This window comes from Microtetraspora glauca, assembly GCF_040656155.1.
GTDB lineage: Bacteria > Actinomycetota > Actinomycetes > Streptosporangiales > Streptosporangiaceae > Microtetraspora > Microtetraspora glauca.
Genome location: NZ_JBFALK010000020.1, coordinates 134,252 through 155,758, shown reverse-complemented (window position 1 = coordinate 155,758; position 21,507 = coordinate 134,252). Strand labels below are relative to the sequence as shown.

The window sequence follows — 21,507 nt, the reverse complement described above, 5'->3', positions numbered from 1 at the left end:
CTCAGAGTATGTGGACGAGGCGATGGGAGAGGGCGGTGTTGCGGCGGTGGCCGAGGTGGTGGACGGCGAGTTCCAGGGCCTTGCGCTGGCCGACGAGGACGACCCAGGAGCGGGCCCGGGTGACCAGGGTGTAGAGGAGGCGGCGGCGGAGCATGATGCCGCCCGACTCGGCGACGATGGGGGCGACCACGAAGGGGTACTCGCTGCCCTGGGATCGGTGCACGCTGATGGCGTAGGCGTGGGTGAGGTCGTCGAGCTCGTCGAAGGCGTAGGTGACCGGGTCGCCGTCGTCGATGAGGATCTCCACGGCGCGATCCTCCTGGTGGATGGCGGTGATGGTGCCGGTCTCGCCGTTGAAGACGCCTTTGTCGTAGTTGTTGCGGATCGGCATCACACGGTCGCCGACGCGGAAGGCCGAGGCGCCGAACCAGTGTTCCGTTTCGCCGACGGTGAGCGGGTTGAGGCGTTCCTGGATCCTGCGGCCGAGCTCGGCGGTGCCCGCGGCGCCCTTGCGCATCGGGCAGAGCACCTGCACCTGGCCGGGGTCGACGCCCTGCTTGCGGGGGATGGCCTCGGTCGCCAGGTGGACCACCCGGTCCGCGACCGCGTCGGGGTCGTCGAGCTCCTCGAACCAGAAGCCGCCGCCCGGCGTGCACGGCACCTCCCCGGCCTTGATCTGGTGGGCCGCCTGGATGATGCCGCTGCCGTCGGCCTGCCGGTAGACGTGAGTGAGGCGGACCCGGGGAATCGCCTCGACCCGTAGCAGGTCGGCCAGCACGCTGCCAGGACCGATGCTCGGTAGCTGGTCGCTGTCGCCGACGAGCAGCAGGTGGCTGCCCGAGGGGATTGCGGAGCAGAGCCGGGCGGCCAGGTGCAGGTCGAGCATGGACGCCTCGTCGATGGCCACCAGGTCTGCCTGCGCCGGAGTCTCGTCGAAGAGCGTGTCGGGGTCGGGCTCGTGTGCCAGCATCCGGTGGATCGTCATCGCGGGCAGGCCGGTCAGCTCCGACAGCCGCTTGGCCGCTTTCCCTGTGGGCGCGGCGAGCGTGACCGTGCCGCCCATCGCGCGTACGGTTGCCGCGATCACCCTGATCGTGTGGCTCTTGCCGGATCCGGGCCCGCCGGTGAGTACGGAGACCGTGCTGGTCAGCGCCATCGTGACGGCCGCGCGCTGGTCGTCGTTGAGCCCGGGATCCTCCTCGAAGTGCCGCATCGGCAGCGTCGAGCGGGTATGCCAGAGCCTGCCCAGCTCGGCGGCCAGCCTGAGCTCGCGAGCGTGCAGCCCCTTGGCGTACACCACGGGGCCGTCCTCGATCACCACCCGGAGCTCAGCGGCCAGGGCGTCGATCATCGCGCGGACGAGCTCCTCGTCCTGCTCGACCAGCTCGGCCGTGCGTGTCACGAGCGCCTGCATCGTCAGGTAGCAATGCCCGTCGCGGCTTGCCGCGGCCTCCAGCCGGTCGAGGATCGCCGCCTTGATTCGTTGCGGGCTGCGCGCGGGGACCCCCGACTGCAGTGCGATCTTGTCGGCGGTGTGGAACGCGACGCCCCGCACCTGCCCGACGAGCCGGTAGGGGTCGGACCTCAGCACCTCGGCCGAGTCCGCCCCGAACACCTGGTAGGTCTTGGCCGCGAGCAGCGGGCTGATCCCGAACCCCTGAAGCATCACCATCAGCGCGGCGATCGCCTTCTGCTCCTGCCAGGCGTTCACGATCTGAGCCTGCCGGACCGGACCGATGTTGACGACCTCGCGTAGCCTTTCCGGCGCGCTGTCGATGACCGTCAGGCTGGTTTCACCGAAGTGTTCCACGACGGCCTGGGCCAGCCGCGGCCCGATTCCTCTGATCAGGCCGGAGCCCAGGTAGAGCTGGATGGCCCTGAGCGTGGACGGGACGATCCGCTCGCATCCGGTCACCACCAGCCGTCGGCCGAAGCGCGGATGGTCATCCCACTCGCCGGTGAGCCTGAGCGTCTCGCCCGGTTGCACTCCGGCCAGCGCTCGCCCCGATGCGACGAACGCGACATCGCCCTCGGCGCTCATGCGCGCGACCGTGTACTCGTCCTCGCGGACGAACACCAGCTGCTCTACCGACGCCTCCATATCAGGAATCCAACCATCCGCGCAGCGGGATGCAACTTGACATGGTGGCCTCGGCCAACCACTGCCGTTCGGTGTGGAGCAGACACCTGGGGTTCGCCACGATGGTGGGCTTCCCAGCCGATCTGCGATGACGCAGGCCGGTTCCCGCCATGACGGTGCGGGCCGCTCGCGTACCCGCTCGTTCCGGCAGTCGTTCCTCGCCGCCTACGCTCAGCGGATCGGGGAGCGGCAGTGCTGGCCGCCAGGGATGAGGCGGTCGAAGAGAAGGTCCAGAAGCTGTTCCCCGAACTGAACATGATCACCGCGGGTTCGATCAACAACCACGATGGGTGGGTCTCAGGGCGGGCAGCGGCCGATCGGGCTGTGCTGGACACAAACAGCAAGATCACTCAGGGGGTGCCGTAACGAGGGTGCCGGCCGTCGATCAGGCATCGACCGTGAGGTCGGCGCGCAGCGCGGGGACCAGGCGTTCTTCCATGACGGCCCGCCCCTCGGCGGCCATCAGTTCGGCGAGTCCCGGCTCCCACGGGCTGCCGGTCCTGCTGCCGGCGAGGGGCGTGGACTCGCCTCCCGCCAGGCCGGCCGCGTAGTCGGCGGCGCTCATCCGCCAGGGAGCCGCGCCGTGCCGCATGATCGCGGCCGACACGATGCGCAGGCCGGTCCAGTCGAAGTCGGCCCGCCAGCGCAGTCGTGACCCGGCGGCCACGGCGGCGGCGAGTAGCCTGTGACAGGCGACGGACGGGATCCCCTCGGTGCAGACCAACGCGGCCGACGCCGTCCCGAGTTCGGCGGCCGCGGTGCGCAGGATCGCCGGGTTCTCGCAGACGAAGATCTCCTCGCAGGCCGGCACGACCGGGTGCTCCGCCTGCTGGTGCAGGGTGAGCCGGAACGGGATGCCGAACGCGGCGGCGTCGTCCAGCCACCGGGACACCGGGTTGCCGCCTCGGGTCCGGACGTTGAGTATCAACACCTGGCTGGCCATGTCGTCCATGATCACGCCCACGGACTCCCACAGAGCCCGCTGCTCCGCCCGGCCAGAGGGAACCGCGGGGGAATCCGAGCGGATCGCCAGGGCTCGCAGAACCAGGGTTGCCAGGGGGCTACCGGCCGCGAGCGCCTTGGTGTCGCCGGTGACGGACTCGGCCAGGACCGGAAGCGGGACGTAGCCGGCGGGCAACTGGTCGAGCACCGCCGTCGCCTGACCGATCAGATGGGCGTCGTCCCGCCGGATCAGGCGGGTGAGCGTGCCGTCCGCGGTCATCGCCGCGAGCCATTCGGCGAACCACGGCTCCGCGGCGCTGGCGGCGGCTCCAGCCGCCGCCAGCAGCACCTGCCGGTGGGACTCCTCGGCGGCCCGCTCAGCCGCCCGGTCCCGTACCGGACCGTCCAGCGCGGCGAGCGTCGCCAGCAGCCCCCCGTTCAGGGCACGGTCGAGGTCGGCGAGCCGTACGGTGAGCCGATTCACGTTCTCGGGACGGTAGCTGCCGGTGACGCCGATGACCACCCGTCGCTCGGCGTCGGAGGGGTCGGCCAGTCCCACCGATCCCTCGATCGTCCCGCCGGTCCGTTCCAGCCTGCGCCTGGCGGCGGCGAGCAGCCGCCTCCAGCCGTCGCCGTCCAGGTCATCCATGAACGTCCGCCATGTCGGCCATCGCCGGCGTCGACGGCACGCGGCGCGTGCCGGGAGAGCCGAGAGCTGCGGCCAGCTCGCCCGCCTCGTCGGCGAGCAGCTCGGAGCCGTCCCAGACCAGGAGCAGCGCGCTGACCGTGTGATCCACCGGGGAATGAGCCAGGTCGTAATGCGCCGCGGCGGGCACGGCGGCGTGGGCGGCCCACAGGTCGTAGCCCGTCATGAACAGATCGAGGTCGAACTGGGCGGCCAGGCTCATCAGCTCGCTGCGTCCCGTGTCGTCCACCCCGGCGAACGCCTCGTCGAGCGCGAGCAGCCGGGGCGCGTCGGAGCGGGCCGAGTTGAGCATGGCGTGCGCCGCGGCGAACAGCGGCAGGTGCAGCGACACCGACTGTTCGCCGCCGGACAGCCGGCTGTGCTTGGCCCGGGTGAGACGCTCCTCGGTCCCGCCTGGCCGTATGAGCTGGAACGTGAACTGCCGCCAGCGGCGGTAGTCGAGCACCTTCGACAGCAGCTCCTTGTACGGAGTCTCCCGCTCGCGGGCCCGCGCGTTCTTGATCTGGGTGGCGAAATGGCCACGCATCCGGGTCAGCTCGTCAGGGCCGAGCCGGGCGGCGTCCGCGTCGAGCAGGCCGCAGACCGCTCGTTGCTCGTCGTCGAGATTGTCGGAGAGCTGCCAGCTCACCCCGACCGTGGTCCCCGACGACATGCGGCGCGACCGCATCTCCGCGTTCATCCGCCTGATCAGGTCGCGGGCGTCCACGGTCCGGTCGTGGATCTGCTGGGCCAGCCGGGTGAGCAGCGCGTCCTCCAGGATGCGCTGCTCGGAGTCGCTGAGGAGCTGCTGCTGGTCACGGCGGCTGGCGGCCATCTTCGCGGCGAAGGAGCCCACGGGCAGCGGACCTTCCTCGTCGGCGACCCTGACCACGATCACGCCGTCCGAGCCGTCCCATTCGGGCCGGTAGTCCTGCCCGGCTGCGGCGAGTTGCGCCTGGAGCTCGTCCAGGGCCTTGGTGAGCCGGGTTGTGGACTGCTTGAGCGAGACCTCGGTGGGGGACAGGTCGCGGGTCACGGCGAGGATCGACTCGTGCACCGCGCTCACCTCGGCGGGCAGCTCCTCGCCCAGCCAGTCCGCCTCCTGTGCGGGCCACGACAGATCGGCCGGACATCTGAGCACGTCAAGCAGCTCACGCCGGGCGAACGGAGTCAGCGCTCTGGCGGTCTGCCGCTCCTCGGCGGAGGCGACGTTCAGCGCCTCCCGAGCGGCTGCGAGCCTGGCCCGGGCGGCCGCGGCCTCGGCGAGCGCCTCCCGCTCGGCCTCGCGGGCCGACTCCCGCTCGCGGGAGGCGACGGCGATGCCCGCCTCGGCCTGCTGAAGTTCGGCGAGCACCGCGCTGGCCTCTGCCCCCATGGTCGTCCGGAGCGCGTCCAGCTTGGCGGCCTCCTCCGTGTGCCGCCGCCGCGCCGCCTGCTCGATCCGGGCCGCGGACGCCTCGTCGTCGGCGGCGGACTCCAGACGGTCCGTGGCGCCCCGCACGACGTCATGCTGCCGCTCCTCCTCGCGACGGCGTCCGACGAGCGTCCCGGCCGCGGTCTCGAAGCGTTGTACGGCCTGGGCCACCTCGTCCACGGATCCGGGATCCAACGCGTGCTCGGCTCCCGCCCGGCGCAGCGCGCGCTCGGCCGCGCCGCAGGCGGCGACCGCCTCGTCGTAGGCCGTCTGCGCGTCGTCGGCCCCTTCACGGGTGGCGCGCAGGCGCCCGGCCGCGCGCTCGTGCTCCCGCAGGGCGGTCACGATCGGTCCGGTCTTCGGCAGCCCGGTGCGTGCGGCGGAGATCGCCTCCAAGGCGTTCTCAGCCCGGGCCGCGCGCCGCTCCAACTCCGCGACGGCCTCGGTCAGCGCGGCGATGCGGGTGTCGCATTCGGCGAGCCGTACGGCGCGGCGGCGGGCCCGCGCGGTCGCGCCCACATATTCCGCGTGGGGCTTGTGATGTGCTCCGACCTGGATCCCCTGGGCGAACCGGCCGTCGGGCGAGATCACCGGGCCGGTTCCGTCCAGGGCCACCGAGCGCAGGATCGCGGTGATCCGTTCGGCCGGGACGACCGTCTCCTCCTCGGGAACCAGCAGGTCCGCGAGGCTCGCCCCGGTCACCGGGGCGGCCGGGACGAGATAGCCCTCGGAATCTCCGGCGGCGACCGGGGCGTCGCCGGGGGCCACCCACGCGTCGAGCATGTTGGCCGCCTCAAGGGCCGCCTCGACCGACGCGGCGCATTCCTCGGTCACCCGGTCGGCGAACCTGACCAGGCGCCAGAGCGGCGCTCCGGGCTTGCCGGCTCTGGGGGCGGTACGTGCCGCGAACGAGGGCGGGGCGTCATCGCGTTCGGCCGCGATCCGCGCCCGCTCCGCCTGGACCTGCGACCTGTCCCGCCGTACCGAGCCGAGCTCGGCTCTGATCTCCGCCTGGGAGTCGCGGAGGTCCGCCACCGCGGGGGCGCTCACGGTGGCGAAGACCGCGTCGAGCCCGGGGGCGTCGGGCTCGCCAGCCTGCTCCAGCGCCTGTTCCAGCGCCTCAAGCAGTTCCGTTCCCGACCCGTCGGCGAGTACGTCGTGATGGCGCAGCGCCCACTGGGCGAGATGCTCACCGGCGTTCTCACGGGCGGTCTCGACCGCTCCGGCCGCCTCGGCCTCAGCCAGTTCCGCCACCGCGACTGCCGCCGACGCCTTGTCGAGAGCCACCTGGGCGAGGTCCCGGATCTGCTCGGAGCTGCGGTGCGTCTGGATCGCCGCGCGGATCGCCCGTACGTCACCGGCGCGCGCGGCCACCCGGCCACCCACCCGCTCGGCGAAGCCGTCCGGTTCCGCGTCGGCGGGGGACCAGCCGATCCCCGCCGCCGCGGCTTCGTCGGCGAGTTCGGTCGCGGTGCGTGAGACCGCCGCCTCCAGTTCGGCGAGGGTTCGCCGCGCGCCGGCCAGCTCGGCCTGCGCCCGGTGGGTGGTGCCGGCCCGTCGCTCCAGCTCCGTCTCGGCCGCCGAGGCGGTCTCCGCGCAGGTCCGTACCAGCCGTTCGAGATCGGCGAGCTGTTCGAGGGCCTGGTAGCCGGCGCTGCTCTTGAGCTGTTCCAGCCGGGCGCGGAGCCCGGCCAAAGTGTCCTCCGCGGCGGACAGCGCGCGCGCCGACTCCGTCTGGGCCTGCTCGGCCGTGGCCAGCGCCGCGGTGACCTTCCCCAGCCCGGCACGGTGAGCGCTGGTGACCTCACGGCGGCGGGTGAGCGCGTCGGCCGCCCAGCGCGCGTGCGCGCGCAGGTATGTCGTGTAGCTGGACAGGAAGGACTGCGTCGCCTCGTCGGCGGCGACCAACCCCTCCAGGGTCCGCTGTACGGTCTCCATGTCGTCGAAGGAATGGGCCGCCTCGGCGATCAGATCGTCGTCGACCGGCCGCAGCCCGTCGGTGAGCGTGTCAGAGAGCTTGCCGGGGTCGAGGTTCTTGGCCAGCTGCGGGCGGCGCAACGTCAGAATCAGCGTGATGAGCTGTTCGTACCGCTCTCGGCCCAGGCCGAACAACCGCTGGTCGATGGCGTGCCGGTAATCCGACGGAGTGGCCATGATCGCGTTCTCGCCGAGCTCTTCGACAAGCTGTTTCCTGCTCATCGGCCGGTCGTCGGGGGTGATGAGCGAAAAGTCCTCACCTACCCGGCCCTCGGCGATGAAATGCCAGCGCACCGGGGTGTCCCGGTGCCGCTGGGCGTGCAGTCCGATGCCGACCGTGACCGACTCGCCCGTGTCGCGATGCCGCAGCTCCATCCAGACGTAGCCGACCGCGCTGTCCTGCCCGCGGAAGAGCAGATTGGACTTCATCGTGCGGTCCTCGGAGGCGAACGGGTTGAGTCGCTTGGGGTCGATCCGCCCGTCCAGCACGAAGGGGAACAGCACCTCAAGCGCCTTGGTCTTGCCCGAGCCGTTGGGGCCGCGCAGGATCAGCCAGCCGCCGGCGAAGCCGAACTCCTCGTCCCGGTAGTCCCAGAGGTTGATGATCCCTGCCCGGGTCGGTACATACCGCGTCACGAAACGTCCTCGGTATCGAAGAGGGGAGTCGGCTTGTTGCGGGGTTTGACCACCGCGGTGGTGCCCCGGTAGCGGGCGAGCAGCGGCAGCGCCAGCACACCGCCGTCGATCTTCGCGACCAGGCGGAGGGAGGCGAGGAGCCGCACCGCCTCGCGCAGGAGCCGGTCGGGATCGCCCCGCCAGGCCACGGCGAAGGCCGCGCCGTAGACGTCGTTCAGCTCCCGCATCGCCGAGCGCAGCCAGGCGTCGGCGACGAACGGGTAGGTGGCCGACTCCGCGGCCTCCGCCGGGCCGCCCGGATTCTCCGGGTCTTCGGGGGTCCCGCGGGGTGTGGGGGCGGACTCGCTCAACTCGTCCAGGATGCCGGTGAGGGGCAGGCCCTCGTCGATCCTCGCCGCGGCGGCCTCGTCCCGCTCGCCGGCGGTGGCGGCGGGCAGCCTCGGCGGATCCTCGTCCGCCACGTACCTGGCGATCCGGGCCGACAGCAGCAGCGCGGCCTGCGAAGGGGTGCCACCGCTGGGGAACCGCACGTCGGACAGCCGCCCGGAGGTGTCGACGATCGACACTCCCTCCGCGCGCCGCTCCACGGTCTGGCCGGTCAACCTTTCCAGGTCCTCGCCGAGCGAGGCGTGCCGGAGCTGGCCGCGGATCGTCTCGTCGGCGTCGGCGTAGTAGACGACCGGCCGTTCCAGCACCAGTCGTCTGGCCTTGCGGGCGGCCGCTTTGCGCTGCGTCGTCTGGCCCTGGGCGAAACCGTGATCCGTTTCCAGCAGTGCGGTCACCGACCGCAGGTGTTGCAGGACCCGGCTCGGCGTGTAGATGGCGAAGACGATCTCGCGATCGATGTCGTAGAGCGCCTCGGCCCGGTCGGGGTTGTTGACCCAGTCGGCTGCCGAGCCGTCGGCCAGGGACAGTGCGCCTCGAGCCTCCAGCCAGGCGACGGCGTCGACGAACGCGTCGCGGTGCGGCTTGCTCTCGGTGTCGAGGCCGAGCCCGTCCACGCGAGTAGCGTCGGCGCCGACGGAGTCGGCCAGCTCGCTCAGCGAGATCTGGGTGCCGGACCTGCCGAGGGCGGCGAGTGTCAGCACCAGATAGGCGTAGCGGCGGCGGTCGAAGGGACGGTCGGTCCTCGTCCGCGCGGGGCGGGTGGTGTCGAGCTCGTCCTGAACGCGCAGCAGCCGGGCCGTGTTCGCCGTGGTCACCAGGCGGTAGCCGAGCATCTCGTGCAGGTCGGTACGCAGCTGGGCCGCCCACCGTCTGACCAGGGGCAGCGAGCGGCGGTCAGGGTAGACGTCGGTGATGAGCGGGTTGCTCAGCAGCACCCGTACCGCGCGCTGGTAGTCGGCCAGATCCAGCGGGCTCACATCCTTGGCGACGCGGTACATATCCCGCCCCGCCGAGCCCCCGTACCCATCCCGCTCCTGGTCCGGCGTCATGACACCTCCAGCCTGACACCGGACAGGTGGAGCCTGCCGCGTACCGTCCTGACAGTGGTAGACCCCTCGCACGGGCGCAGCGTGAGCCGAACGCCGTGCGCGGAGCCGCTCGCGCTGACGGTCCGGCTCGCCGGCACGCGGGCGCCGAGCGCGAGGTCGAGCAGGCCGAGCAGGGCCTGGGTCTCCGGCTCGTCCAGCACTCGGTCGTAGAGGCCGTCGGCCGCCAGCGCGAGGGCGGCGCCGCGGCGTTCCCGCTGGAGCTTGAGCTGTTCGGCGCGCAGCCGCTCACGCTGGGCGTCGTTCCGTTCGATCCTGGCCGTGCGCCCGGTCTTCTGCGGTTCCCTGCCGGCCTCCACCAGGCCACGCGCGAGTGGGACGGGGTCGGCGTCCCACCAGGACAGCCGGGCCGGGACGAGCTCGGGATCCTCGTGCGGCACCGCGATGTGGCGTGGCGCCCCGAGGTCGAAGACGGCCTGGAAGAGTCCGTGCGCCGCCTCGTCGTCCGGGCAGGAGACGAACCACTGCGCCAGGTGGCGCAGCTGGCTTTCCCGGCTCACGCCCCCGCGGCGCGCCTCGGTCACCCTTCTGAGCAGGGCCAGCACGCCCGCGATCGCGGTGATGGTCGCCGTCTGCAGCCGGTCGGCCTCGGTCGGCGCGGTGCGGCCGGTGCCGGTGCCGGTGCCGAACCAGTGGGTCAGACCGGCCCAGCGCTGCCGCCAGTCGTCCTCCCGCTCACTGGCCGTGCGGAAGAGCCGGTCGTCGGCGGAGGCGGCCTGCGCTATCAGCCGGTCCACCCCCGTCTCCGCCACGGTGTGCACGGCCGCCGCCAGGCGGGGGGTGTAGCGGGCCAGCTCGGCGGTGAACTCGCGCATGTGGGTGAGGAGCGCGTCCTTGTGCCGGAGGAAGACCTCGGGCCGGGCGTCATTGGTCCGGGCGAGATCGCCGAGCATCAGGTAGAAGCGGGCGGCCCGCTGCGCCATGTCGCCCAGGACCTGGTCCAGGCGGCTGAGCTTGCGGTAGACCTCGTCGGCGTCACCGGTCTCGTTGGCCGTGGCCAGCGCCTGCAGATCGGCCAGAATGTCTGGAAATATCAGCCTTGATAGTTGGGCGTCGTCCAGCGTCGCGCCGAGCACGTCCTCGACCGCGCGATACGCCCGGTAACCCGCCTGGGTGAACTGGTAGACGTAGTGCCGGTTGCGATACTCGGCCAGGTTGGCGGCTCGGGTCCCGTCATAGCTGCGGTCCAGCAGGCGCCAGTCGTTCAGCGAGTCAAGCAGAGGCTGCACCTCACCGATCTCCGGGCAGTCCGGGTGCTCCGCACGCAGCTGCGCGAGCAACTCCCGTGCGCTGCCGGCGTGCAGCAGCACCTGGTAGTTGGCCCGGCCGCGGTCGAAAGCGCGGAGCAGCCAGAGATACTCGTTGCGCTTCTCCGCCGCGGCGAAATGGAACAGCCGCATCCGGTCGTCGAGAGTGAACGCGTCCATCCCGAAGGAGCTGCCCTCCGTAGGGGGCTCGGAGGCGAGTGGATCCACGGGTCTTCCATTCGCTTGGGGTGTGAGAGGTGAATGCCGTCAAGGATGCCGCACGCCGGCGATGGAACGGACCGTTCCGGACGATGTCCCGCTCCGCCACCGGAGTTCTCACATCAGGGTCAGCGGGGTCACCGCGGTGAGCACGCGCAGGGCCGCCTCCCGGCTGAGTTGGTCGTGGTAGCGCTCGTTTCGCCGGGTGCGCAGGCAGCCGTAGCAGGAGGTCTCCGCCCCGCAGTCGCAGGAGGCGACCCGGCGCAGGGCCGCGGCGGTGACCACGTCGAGCGCCTGCGCGATCCGCAGCGCGCTGCCCGCACCCCCCGGCACCGTGTCGAAGATCGCCAGGCCGGTGCGGCCGTCGGAGCCGGGATTGATCACTCCATCCACGTCGTTCCTGCTGATCTCCAACCCCTCGGCGGCACCTTCGAGCAGGGCGTACAGGGTGGAGCGCAACTGCCCGGAACCGGTCACGCCGGGTGCGTCGAGGCGCAGTTCCAGGATGTCGGTCTCGTAACTGTGCGCCAGGGAGCGCCAGCGCAGCGGTCCGGTGCACGCCGTCCGGCGCAGTGGGTTGACATGCGACTTCGTGGTCTTGCCGACATTGGCGGTGCCCCAGCCGCACCAGTCGCAGATCAGGAACCCACTGCCGGAGGTCCCCTCGGACAGGACGACCAGCCGTCCACGGGAACCGGAACGGCACCAGACGGAGGCACAGCTCGGCGCCGCCCAGTGCCGTTCGGCCAACTCCTCGCCCAGGGAGACGACGTGTGTGGCGCCGCGCCAGGAGGTCTTCGGCGGTGCGCCGGACGGCTTGGCGGTACGCGGGTCGGCGACGAAGCCGAACTCCGGTACGTAGTACTGCCGCAACGGGCCGTCGCCGGGACTGCCGCAGGCGGGACAGGCCGCCTCCAGCGTCCTGTCGCCCTCCCGATAGTGCTGGCAGGAACGGCAGACCGTGTAGTACCTGCTGATCAGCTCGCGCCCGGGCAGCCGGTAGACCCCCGCGGAACGCCACAACACGCCGCCGGCGACCACCTCGGAGCCGGGAGCGTACTCGTAGATCGCCGAGGACAGGTCGCGGCTGAGCTCCAGGCGAGCTCCCACCTGGCTGTCGCAGTGCGCGGTGCGCAGCTCGACACTGTCCACCGGGAAGCCGTACTTCGGGAGCACGTTCCGGTTGGCCAGGAAGCCGATCAGGGGGCGCCGGGTCAGCGTGTTGACCGTACGCTCGTATCGGGCGGCGAGGTCGCTGCGGCGTTGCGCGAACGCCTCCTGACGGCGCTCCTCGAACGTCTCGATGTCCTGGACGAGCTCCACGCGCACCTGTTCCAGGAGATCGCACAGCACCTCGACCCACGCGCCTGTCTCCACCCCCAAGGTGGCGGCCACCGGCGGCGGAAGCACCCGTCGCAGTGAGGCGAGCACCTCGGCGGGGACCGGGGTGAGGAACGCCCTGACCTGGGGCGTCCCGCCGGAGAGGAAGAAGTCGCCGGCGGTCTTCCAGACCGTGCCCGAGGTCTCCTTCGCATGCCGGAAGAAGGCCGCGAGCGCCACCGAGTGCGCGTGCCGCCGGTCGATCCGGTCGTTGCCCAGCGGCACGTACGGTGCCCGCACCTGGCCGGAGATCATGGTCTCCGGCTCCTGGTAACGCGACAGGTCGTGCGAGCGGCGCTGGGCATAGGTCAGCACGAGCGCGGCGGAATCCGCCCGCCGTCCGGCCCGCCCGGCCCGCTGGATGTAGTTGGCCGTGGTCGGCGGCATGTTGCGCAGCATCACCGCCTGCAGTTCGCCGACGTCCACGCCGAGTTCGAACGTGGTGGAGCAGGACAGCACGTTGACCTCGCCGCGCAGGAACCGCTGCTGGATGTCGGCGGCCTCCAGACCGGTCCACTGGGCGGTGTGCTCCCGGGCCAGCAGCGGAACCGGTGCCATCTCCTGGTAGAGCACCCGGTGGTGGTCGTCGGCGTCCGGCTCCGCCGGGCCGAGGACCCCCTGGCAGCCGAGTGTCGGGCAGACCCCGCGCAGCGAGTCCGCGCCGACCCGGTAGCACAGGTCGCAGCGATGGATCCGGGCAGCGGGGGACAGCTTCAGCCAGGCGTGATCCAACTGGTGGACCCGGCCGAGCCTGGGAAGGGCGGCGGAGACCAGCCAGCCGTCCCGCAGCGACGTGAGGAGCTTCCAGCAGCCGTCCAGGATCTCACCGGCGTCCACGTCGGAGTCGAGGGCGGCGAGGACCCGGCGCAGGTAGTCGAGCCGCCGGTTGACGCCACGGGTCGGCAGCCAGCTCAGTACCTTCAGCCTGGCTTCGGCGCCGTCGCCGCGGACGTAGATCGGACCACGGCGCGGATCGAACAGCTCGTCACGCGGATCGACCTCCTCCGGCATGCTCAGCACGCCCTGCCGGCGCAGCGAGTGGGCCAGTTCGGCCAGGAGCAGCCAGCACTCACGCTCGGTGAGGCCCAGCTCCAGCAGCGGCGCCGGCAGCCGCCAACCCGGATCGCGATCCAGTTCCACCCGCATCAGGCCCAGCCCTTCCAGGGACTGGCGTTCGTCCATCGCGACGAGTTCCCGCATCACCCACAGGGCCACCTCGCGGCGCCGCTGCTGCCGGGAGGTGCGCCGTTCGAACACCCCGGCCTGCCCCGCGGCCCTGACCACCTCGTCCACTACGTCATCCACCGTCGCGTCGTCGTCCCGGGCGCAGGCTCGACGGAGGCCGGCGAGGATCAGCCGCCGCTGCTGGATCTGGCCGTAGCTCGACTCCAGGTACGGGGCGAAGTACGCGGCGGCCTGGCGGCTGTCGCTGAAGGCGAGCAGCTTGCGTCCGCCCCCTGGACGGTCCTCCTGCTCGGGCATCGGGCTGAGCGCCTGATAGAGGGTCGTGGCCAGCACGGCCGCCGCGGCCTCGTTTCCGCTCTCGAACTGGCGGATCATGCCCGGGCCCCGGGCGCCGCAGGCCAGACAGCCGCTGGGTGAGTCGGCCGTGGAGGTGAGCCGTCGCACCGGCCGCGGATGGGGCGTGTCGCAGCACGCATCGGCCGGTCCGGCACGAAGAGCCCCGCACGTACCGCACAGGAACGCGTCCTGCGCCTCGGTCTCCGGCAGGTCCTCCAGCGTCTCGTCGTCCTCGTCGGCGACGTTCGAGCTGTCGCCGAGCAGCAGCCAGACCCGTGTATCGGCCCTGGTCGCCCGCGGGCTGAACACCTGCCCCCCGGAGGCGTGCTCCACCGTGCCGATCAGATGGACCGCTCCGCACCGTTTGCAGGCCCCGAACTCGAACATGACCCCCGCGCATGCCGTACAGACCTCGCGGCGGGCCAGCGAGACATGCGGGCCGGCAGGGGTGAGGCAGGTGAACGCGCCTTCAGTGGCACGAGCGAACAGGTGGTATCGGGCCGACAGCGCCGAACCGCTTACGGCGATCAGCGCCGCCAGACCCTCTTCCGGGGCGTCCTGTCCGCCGAACAGCAACCGGGCGAGCTCGGCGAACGGCCGGGGTCCCCGGGACAGCGTGCCCCGCAGGGTCGCCATGGCGTGCTCGTGGGCGAGAGCCGTACCGGCGTCGGGCAGACCGGAGCGCCGGACCAGCTCGCTTCCCGGGTCCTCGTGCACCGCGAGCTTGCGGTACTCCTCGGCGGTGAGCGGACCCCAGAAGGGACCGGACGGCATGTCCACCCGGGACGCGGTCACCAGATCCTGCCGCGCGGGGTCGCCGGGCACCCACTCGAAGGGAGAGTCGAACAACCGGCTCGCGAACTCCATTACGGCGGACGGCTGGTCACCGACCGTGGCACTGGTCGCGATGGACTGAAGGCTCCGCCCACGTGCGACCCGGTCGCGCAGCCGCCGCAGCAGCATGCTGAGCTCCTCCGCACGAGCCCCGTCATAGACATGCGCCTCATCCAGGATCACGAACCGCCAGGTGTCCTGCTTCTCGAAGAGCTCCAGGTCGGCCGGCCGAAGCAACAGGTACTCCAGCATCGCGTAGTTCGTCAGCAGCAGGTGAGGGGGAGCGGCCCGCATCTCCTCCCGGCTCAGCAGCTCGTTGCGAAGCCGGGGCCTACCGGGGTGGAGCTCCTCGAACAGCGCGGCGCCCTGACGGGCGCTTTCCGGGGTGTCCCCGGTGTACCGGCCGAACGTGATGGACGGCACCGTGGCGAGGAGATCGCGCAACCGCTTGAGCTGGTCGTTGGCCAGGGCGTTCATCGGGTACAGCAGCAGGGCGCGCACTCCGGGCCCGAGCTCACCGCGCGCCTGCTGCGCGGTGAGAAGGGACAGGACGGGCAGCAGGAAGCTCTCCGTCTTGCCCGAGCCCGTGCCGGTGGCCACCACCAGGTTCCGTCCCGTGGCCGCCTTGCGGAGCGCCTGCTCCTGATGCAGGTAGAGCGGGCGGTCCGCAGGGAGCGCGGGGCCGGTGAGCGCGGCGAAAGCCGGATCGAGGACGCCTTCGCCGATCAGCTCGCGCAGTGTGGCCCCGGTCCGGTAGGGCGGAGTGGCCTCCAGCAACGGCCCCTTGGTCAGCAGCGGGCTCGCCGCCACCTCCGCGGCCAGGGCCGCGGCGATCCCGGGATCCCGCACGGGTAGCAGCGAACGCAGATAGCGCCGGTAGGTGCCGGTGATGAGCGTGCCGGTTGCGAGAGGATCCACGCCGTCAATCGTTGCAGAGCCACGGATCAGGGACATATCGCTCGCCGGGGGAGATGAAGGCCAGCGGTACGATGTGCTCGCCCGCTCTGACCATCAGGGTGGCGTTCCCGTGCGCGTCCAGACTCGCGTCCAGGGTGTCCAGCACCCGTCGCAACGGATAGTCACCACGCGCGTGCGGGGTCACTACCTGCACGGTCTTCCCGATCCCGGCCCTCCCGCTTTCGATGGCAGCGTCACTGCTGCCTTCGCCGGTGCCGCCGGCGACGACCTCGATGGGAAGCCTCTCCCGGATGCCGGGGATGTCCAGTCGCAGAGTCCCCAGTTCCTCCACGGCGGCCGGTGTGAGGTGAAGCGGAGCGGTGTGCCATTCCTCTCCGGTCCGTACCCGCATGTGCGGCGGGGCGACGACGAGGTCCATGACCTGGCCGGAGGCGACGCAGGTGATCCGGCGCAGATGCTCGCGCGAGGTGAAGGCGAGCGCCTGAGGCGTCACTGTCAAGCCGGGCTCCGCGGCGAATGAGACGTCCGACGGCATCAGGCCCTCGTCGTCGAAGAGCCGGACCGGCGGCTCGTAACGCACCGCCAGCCCTTCGGCGACGGTCACGGTCTCCCGGGTCGCCCGGCCGCCCGGGGTTCTGGCGGTGACGATGAACGTGCCGAGCAGCGGCCGAGGCAGTCGCGCCCAGAGATCGGCGGGGTCGGCGGGACCGGCCGAGTGGGTGCCGGCACGCTCCACTGTGACCGTCCAATCCCCCTTCGGCAGCCACAGAGCGGGAGGAGAGGCCAGCACGGCGGAGCCGTCAGGTGTGGCGAGGCCAGGGATGGGCCGGCAGGCCGACAGCCGTGGCCTGGACCGCTTCCTGACCGTGTGGCGCGGCCCTTCCGCCAGCGCCAGCCAGGCCGCGCTCCCCAGGTCGATCTGCGCGAGCCGCCAGCCCTCCCACCCGAGGGGGAGCAGGCTTTCCGCGAGCGTCCGGAGCGGGACGTCCGCGGCCGGCTCACGGTCTCGGGGGTGGACGATCCAGACCGGCCGAGGCGGAAGCTCCGCGGGCAGGTGTCGTCCGTCTTCGGCGAAGACCAGCAGGGTCTCCTCCGTGGGGCGGGGCAGCGGCGCGCCGGCACACTGGATCCCCTGCCCGAAGGGGTCGAGACGGAGCGGCGGACCCTCGCCCGCATTGCCGGAAGCCGCGGTGCCGAAACCGGCATGCGTCCTGATCGACTGCTTGGCGTCCCGATCGGCGGGCAGGCCGAAGACGCGCAACGCGTTCAGGAACGCGGCACCCCACCTGCTCGGGCTCCCCCGATGGTGAATGGCCGCCCACCAGTGCGGCCAGAACGGGCTGTCCGGATCGTGGCGGGCGGCGATCCCGGCGAGGCTCACCGCGACGCACGCGGGCCAGCGGGTGGCGAGCTCCTGATGGCCGACCCGCCGGTAGGCCGTGCCCAGGGCGTCGGCCGCCGCCTCGATCGTCTCTTCGGCCACCTCGGCTTCAATGACCAGCGACACCCGCCGCAGCTGTGCGCCCCACGACCGCTCAAGTAGGTCGAGGAGCGCCGGTGCGTCGAAGGTCTGGCGGTCGGGCATGGATCTGCAACACCTGCGCGAGGAAGGACGTCGCCGTCCAGCGTACCGAGTCCATCGCGCCGCATGCCCGTGCCGGCGATCCACGACTTCCCGTTCGTCCAGGCCGGCCGTTGCTTGGATGGGCTCGTGTGCACGATCCTGCCGAGGCCGACCAAGCCGTGCGCGGCTGCGCCCGTTCGGCCGCGGTACTGGAGACCTCTGGTGGACGAGCCGGCCGCGGGTGTAGAACACCGATGTGATCATGCCGTTGGGCGATGACCTGGACAGCCGTATCCGCGCCGCATCGATGGCCTGGCTGCGGCAGCGGTGTACGCCGGAGGATCCGGTGGTCCGCCGGGACGAGTTGCTGGGCTTCCAGTTCGAGGGCCGGACCTTTCCGCTCATAGACAACCAGCTCGGCATCCGCAAGCCGCAGGGGCTCACCGCCGCGCTGTCGATTCTGACGACCTACACCTCCGACGGGGCTCGAGCCCCGTATGAGGACGCGGTCGGCGAGGACGGGCTGCTGCGCTACAAGTTCCAGGGCAACCCCGGGCACTACACGAACGTGGGCCTGCGGCGCGCCCACGAACTCGGTGTGCCCCTGATGTGGTTCTTCGGCGTTCAGCAGGGCCTGTATCTGCCGTTCTTCCCGGTCTGGATCGTCGCCGTCGACGAGAGGCTGTCCCAGGTCGCGGTCGCGCTGGATGAGGCCCAGCGGCACCTGTCCGTGGACGGTCCGGTGAGCTTGATCGAGCGCCGTTATTCCGAACGGATCACCCGGCAGCGGCTCCACCAGCCGGTCTTCCGGCAGCGGGTGATCCAGGCGTACGAGACCAGCTGTGCCATGTGCCGCCTACGCCACCGTTCCCTGCTGGATGCCGCGCACATCATCCCCGACCGCGATGTCCGTGGTGTCCCCGCGATCTCCAACGGCCTGGCTCTGTGCAAGATCCACCATGCCGCCTACGACCAGAACATCCTCGGCATCCGCCCCGACTACACCATCGAGGTACGGGCCGACATCCTGCAGGAGATCGACGGGCCGATGCTCAAACACGGGCTGCAGGAGATGAACAACGTCCCCCTTGTGCTCCCGCGGTGCCGAGCGGACAGGCCCGCCCCGGAGCTGGTCGAAGAGCGGTACGAGCGATTCCGTAGCGCGGGTTAGGGCCGCTGTCTGGCCCCGTGAGCGGTTTCTGGAGAATGCGGGAACTCCACGCGCGGCGGAATGGGTGGTTGCTCGGCGGTTGCTCGGATGCGGTGGAACGGGGTGTCAGCGCCCGACATCAAGCGGCATTCAAACCGGGCGACGACCGTACAGGCCGGCGTCAATCGGCGCGGCGTGGCGGTGGCCGGCACAGGCTGACAGGGCGAACCGCTGACTCTTAATCAGCGGGTCCGGGGTTCGAGTCCCTGGCGGCGCACCAGCAAAAGCCCAGGTTGGCATAGTTGACCTGGGCTTTCTTCATTTGGAGCCCAACTCAACGGCAGCCCGTACACCATCATGATCGCAATGGTTGCTCGTCGTTTGCTCGCCAGCCGAAATCCTGGTCGTAGCATGATCGCCACACCATTCGCGGTACATGACCGGCCACGAATTTCGACCGTGTGCCGGCTCGGCCGGCGTCAGGGAATGCCCGAACAGATCCCCAAAAATCAGGACCGCAGTAGCATGACCGCCATGCATCCGCCGGTGCCACCCACCCCCTGGAACCAGCCGCCCCCACCCGCTCCTCCGGGGGTACAGGCGCATCTCGTCCTCGATGTGAAGCGGCACTGGCTGAGCTTCATGCTGGCCATGATCACGCCGAAGATCGTCCTCAACGGCCATCAGGCGCTGGGCCGGTGGGGACGCAACGTGATCCCGCTTCCTCCCGGCCAGTACCATCTCCACGTCCACCTGCCCTATCTCCTCCCCGCACAGATCGGTCCGGCGGATCTGACGATCTGGCTCCAGCCGGGGATGGCGCTCGAACTCGAATACCGCGCCCCCATGTGGACCTACTCCAGAGGCGCCCTCGGCCCCGCGCCCCAGCCGTGGAACGGAAAGGGCTGCGCGATCACGTCCCTGGCGTTCGCGGGCGGCGTGTTGGCGCTCCTGCTGGTGCTGATCGTCGTCGCGGTGCTCTCGGTCGGCTGACGCCGGGGAGAGCCTCATCACGGAGAGCCGTACGCGGAGGCCCGGTCCATGCACGGAGCCCCGGCCTGTGTGCGGAGCCCCGCACTTCCCGTCCGCCGGCACCGTGGGCCCGAACGCGTCGCGCTGTCGGCGCCCCGAACCGGCCGAAAGTGCTACTCAAACGGCGCCGACCGCACTTTCGGCTGATACCGCGCCAGGCCGGGGCCTCGCAGGATCAAGCCATGCCATACAAAGATCCGCATGCGGGGCTGAAAGCTCTGACCGACCGTCGTCCGAGCAAGGGAAAGCCGATGCTCCGGACTCCGATCCTGCGGGCCGGCCTGGCCGCTCTCGCAGGACTGCTCACCCTGACGGTCCCCGCCTCCTGGGCGTCCGCCTCTTCCGCACACGCCTCCGTCGGCCCTTCGGCCACGTCGAGCAGCACGCCGTATCTGCCCGAGCCGGCCGGTCCCCATCCGGTCGGCACAACGTCCCTGCGTCTGGAGGACACCTCGCGCCCTGACCCCTGGGTCCCCGAGGCCAAGACGAGGGAGCTCATGGTCTCCCTCTGGTATCCGGCGAAGTCCCGGAACGGACGGCGTGCGCCCTACGCGACGCCCAAGGAGTCGGAGCTCATCCTGAAGGGCAAAGGGGTGACGGGCGTGCCGTCCGACGTGCTGAGCAGAACGCGGACCAACGCGTTCAGCGGCGCCGAACCGGCGGGACGTGGACACACTCTGCCCCTTGTCGTGCTCTCTCCCGGCTTCACCGACCCCCGAAGCTCACTCACCGCCCTGGCCGAGGAACTGGCGAGCAGAGGCTACGTGGTGGCCGGCATCGACCACACGTACGAGACCTTCGCCACCACGTTCCCGGACGGGCGGCTGGCCACCTGCGCCGCATGCGAACTCGATGTCGACGACTTCGGTAAGAAGGCGGTGCAGAACCGGGCGGTCGACGTCTCCTTCGTGATCGATCAGCTGACCGGTCCACACCCCAAGTGGAAGGGCGCTTCGCTGATCGACCCGTCCCGGATCGCGATGGCGGGCGCGTCCCTCGGAGGCGCGAGCGCCGCCGAGACGATGCTGAAGGACTCACGAGTACGCGCCGGAATCAACATGGACGGCTTCATGTTCGCCCCGATCCCCGCGAGCGGGGTGGCGCGCCCGTTCCTGTTCCTGGGCCAGTCGCTGCACAGCCCGGGCGGCCAGGACGCCACATGGGACCGCGACTGGGAACACCTGACCGGGTGGAAGCGCTGGCTCGTGGTGGACGGAGCGGTGCACTCGTCCTTCAGTGACTACGACCTGCTGGCCCAGCAGATCGGCGTCGACCTCGGCAGTGAGCTCTCTGGAAGCCGCTCCGTGGACATCACCCGCAGGTACGTCCGAGCCTTCTTCGACCTGCACCTGCGCGGTAAGCCACAGCCCCTGCTGCACAGACCGTCGGCGCGCTACCCCGAGGTCGGGTTCTGCTCTCCGGATACGAAGACCTGCACATAGAGAGGTGTAACGACTGGGGTTACGGGGGTTGGAAACTCAGTCCGGTCTTGGCGGCGAAGCCGGTGATGAGGAGCGGGGCGGTAGATGATGAGGAGCGGGGCAGCCGGTGGCTTTCTTGCGCTCCAGCGGACCCTGGTCGGACCACGCCGGTCGCTCGTCTGTCATGATCTCGCTTGCCCGCGTCACCTCCTAGGTCGTCGTCAGGCCGGCCTGCTTGGCCGCGGCGGCCACAGCCGCGAAGCCGTATCGGAGCATCTCCGCCTCATAGGCGTGTACGGCCTCAACCAGCGGGAGCCCGCGGTCGCGGGCATCGGTGAGCCGGCGGCTGAGTCGGGGATGCCAATCGGCGACGCGTTCCAGGACGGCGTCTCGCAGTCCGGAGCCGTCCAGCCCCGACACGTCGTCGGGCGTGCCGAGCACCGCATCACGTAGTCGCGGGTGTCGGTGAACTCCAGGCCGAGCCGGACACCCCGGTGGTGGCCAGCACCAGGCGGTGAAGGTGCTCGGGCAGGCAGTCGTGGAGGGCACGGTTGCCCTCCGGCGCGATGTGGATGCGGTAGCCCTGTCCTCTGGTCGGCGCTGAATCGCGCTCGTACAACGTCACCTGGAATCCGGCCCGCCGCAGCCCGTGGGCCAGGCACGGTCCCGCGAGGCCGCCTCCGATGATCGCGACATGCATGGTCGTCTCCCGAGGCTTCATCGGCTCCTGTCGCGACATTACTCATCTGTACCGTGAAGTCCAGATGATCGTGTGCTTCCGGCAGACTGCCGTCCCTGCGATCGATGCCTCGACACGATGAGATGGCAGCCGGATGCCTCGGGTCCGATGCCGACCGCCCGAGCTTGCCGTACACCGTGCTGAAGGGGGCTACAGGGGCGCCTGCAAGGCATCTGAAAGGCGGCTGGCTTATCA

13 protein-coding genes are annotated in these 21,507 nt (G+C 70.8%); 4 read left to right on the top strand and 9 right to left on the bottom strand.

Features of this window, described 5'->3' with window-relative positions:
* Position 1: 1 nt before the first annotated feature.
* Positions 2–2,101, bottom strand: a complete 2,100-nt coding sequence (gene recD2, locus AB0I59_RS31635) for an SF1B family DNA helicase RecD2 (RefSeq protein WP_358138678.1) — start codon at positions 2,099–2,101, stop codon at positions 2–4.
* A gap of 231 nt (positions 2,102–2,332) precedes the next feature.
* On the opposite strand from recD2, the gene AB0I59_RS31630 reads away from it, so the two are divergent.
* A complete protein-coding gene (locus tag AB0I59_RS31630; RefSeq protein WP_358138676.1) occupies positions 2,333–2,506 on the top strand; it encodes a hypothetical protein in 174 nt (57 codons plus the stop codon).
* 19 nt (positions 2,507–2,525) lie between these two features.
* Here the strand turns inward: AB0I59_RS31630 and AB0I59_RS31625 are convergent, their stop codons facing one another.
* The 6 genes from AB0I59_RS31625 to AB0I59_RS31600 form a co-directional block, all read right to left on the bottom strand.
* The gene (locus AB0I59_RS31625) at positions 2,526–3,731 is read right to left on the bottom strand and encodes a TIGR02679 family protein (RefSeq protein ID WP_358138674.1); all 1,206 of its coding nucleotides are present in this window, start codon (positions 3,729–3,731) and stop codon (positions 2,526–2,528) included.
* On the bottom strand, positions 3,724–7,794 hold the full coding sequence (locus AB0I59_RS31620) for a TIGR02680 family protein (protein ID WP_358138672.1): 4,071 nt from the start codon (positions 7,792–7,794) through the stop codon (positions 3,724–3,726). Before AB0I59_RS31620 ends, AB0I59_RS31625 begins: the two co-directional genes overlap by 8 nt.
* A complete protein-coding gene (locus tag AB0I59_RS31615) occupies positions 7,791–9,230 on the bottom strand; it encodes a TIGR02678 family protein (RefSeq protein WP_358138670.1) in 1,440 nt (479 codons plus the stop codon). The genes AB0I59_RS31620 and AB0I59_RS31615 overlap by 4 nt, the downstream gene beginning before the upstream one ends.
* The gene (locus AB0I59_RS31610; protein ID WP_358138668.1) at positions 9,227–10,762 is read right to left on the bottom strand and encodes a TIGR02677 family protein; all 1,536 of its coding nucleotides are present in this window, start codon (positions 10,760–10,762) and stop codon (positions 9,227–9,229) included. The genes AB0I59_RS31615 and AB0I59_RS31610 overlap by 4 nt, the downstream gene beginning before the upstream one ends.
* A 108-nt stretch (positions 10,763–10,870) precedes the next feature.
* A complete protein-coding gene (locus AB0I59_RS31605; RefSeq protein ID WP_358138666.1) occupies positions 10,871–15,406 on the bottom strand; it encodes a DEAD/DEAH box helicase in 4,536 nt (1,511 codons plus the stop codon).
* A gap of 4 nt (positions 15,407–15,410) precedes the next feature.
* Positions 15,411–16,991: a hypothetical protein gene (locus AB0I59_RS31600; protein ID WP_358138664.1), complete on the bottom strand. Its 1,581-nt coding sequence runs from the start codon at positions 16,989–16,991 to the stop codon at positions 15,411–15,413.
* Between the two features lie 241 nt (positions 16,992–17,232).
* On the opposite strand from AB0I59_RS31600, the gene AB0I59_RS31595 reads away from it, so the two are divergent.
* From AB0I59_RS31595 to AB0I59_RS31585, 3 genes are all read left to right on the top strand, one after another.
* On the top strand, positions 17,233–18,141 hold the full coding sequence (locus AB0I59_RS31595) for an HNH endonuclease (protein WP_358138662.1): 909 nt from the start codon (positions 17,233–17,235) through the stop codon (positions 18,139–18,141).
* A 513-nt stretch (positions 18,142–18,654) separates the two neighbouring features.
* Complete coding sequence (locus AB0I59_RS31590; RefSeq protein ID WP_358138660.1) at positions 18,655–19,113, top strand: hypothetical protein; 459 nt, start codon at positions 18,655–18,657, stop codon at positions 19,111–19,113.
* A gap of 290 nt (positions 19,114–19,403) precedes the next feature.
* The gene (locus tag AB0I59_RS31585; protein WP_358138658.1) at positions 19,404–20,594 is read left to right on the top strand and encodes an alpha/beta hydrolase family protein; all 1,191 of its coding nucleotides are present in this window, start codon (positions 19,404–19,406) and stop codon (positions 20,592–20,594) included.
* A 189-nt stretch (positions 20,595–20,783) separates the two neighbouring features.
* Here the strand turns inward: AB0I59_RS31585 and AB0I59_RS31580 are convergent, their stop codons facing one another.
* Both AB0I59_RS31580 and AB0I59_RS31575 read right to left on the bottom strand, forming a co-directional pair.
* Positions 20,784–21,014, bottom strand: coding sequence for a hypothetical protein (locus AB0I59_RS31580; RefSeq protein WP_358138656.1), 231 nt, complete (start codon positions 21,012–21,014; stop codon positions 20,784–20,786).
* A 4-nt stretch (positions 21,015–21,018) separates the two neighbouring features.
* Complete coding sequence (locus AB0I59_RS31575; protein ID WP_061258778.1) at positions 21,019–21,294, bottom strand: FAD-dependent oxidoreductase; 276 nt, start codon at positions 21,292–21,294, stop codon at positions 21,019–21,021.
* Positions 21,295–21,507 lie beyond the last annotated feature (213 nt).

Excerpts from the sequence above, each read along its gene's own strand:
- recD2 (WP_358138678.1), bottom strand. The coding sequence starts at position 2,101 with ATGGAGGCGTCGGTAGAGCAGCTGGTGTTCGTCCGCGAGGACGAGTAC.
- AB0I59_RS31625 (WP_358138674.1), bottom strand. The coding sequence starts at position 3,731 with ATGGATGACCTGGACGGCGACGGCTGGAGGCGGCTGCTCGCCGCCGCC.
- AB0I59_RS31615 (WP_358138670.1), bottom strand. The coding sequence starts at position 9,230 with ATGACGCCGGACCAGGAGCGGGATGGGTACGGGGGCTCGGCGGGGCGG.
- AB0I59_RS31600 (WP_358138664.1), bottom strand. The coding sequence starts at position 16,991 with ATGCCCGACCGCCAGACCTTCGACGCACCGGCGCTCCTCGACCTACTT.
- AB0I59_RS31595 (WP_358138662.1), top strand. The coding sequence starts at position 17,233 with ATGCCGTTGGGCGATGACCTGGACAGCCGTATCCGCGCCGCATCGATG.
- AB0I59_RS31590 (WP_358138660.1), top strand. The coding sequence starts at position 18,655 with ATGCATCCGCCGGTGCCACCCACCCCCTGGAACCAGCCGCCCCCACCC.
- AB0I59_RS31585 (WP_358138658.1), top strand. The coding sequence starts at position 19,404 with ATGCTCCGGACTCCGATCCTGCGGGCCGGCCTGGCCGCTCTCGCAGGA.
- AB0I59_RS31575 (WP_061258778.1), bottom strand. The coding sequence starts at position 21,294 with ATGAAGCCTCGGGAGACGACCATGCATGTCGCGATCATCGGAGGCGGC.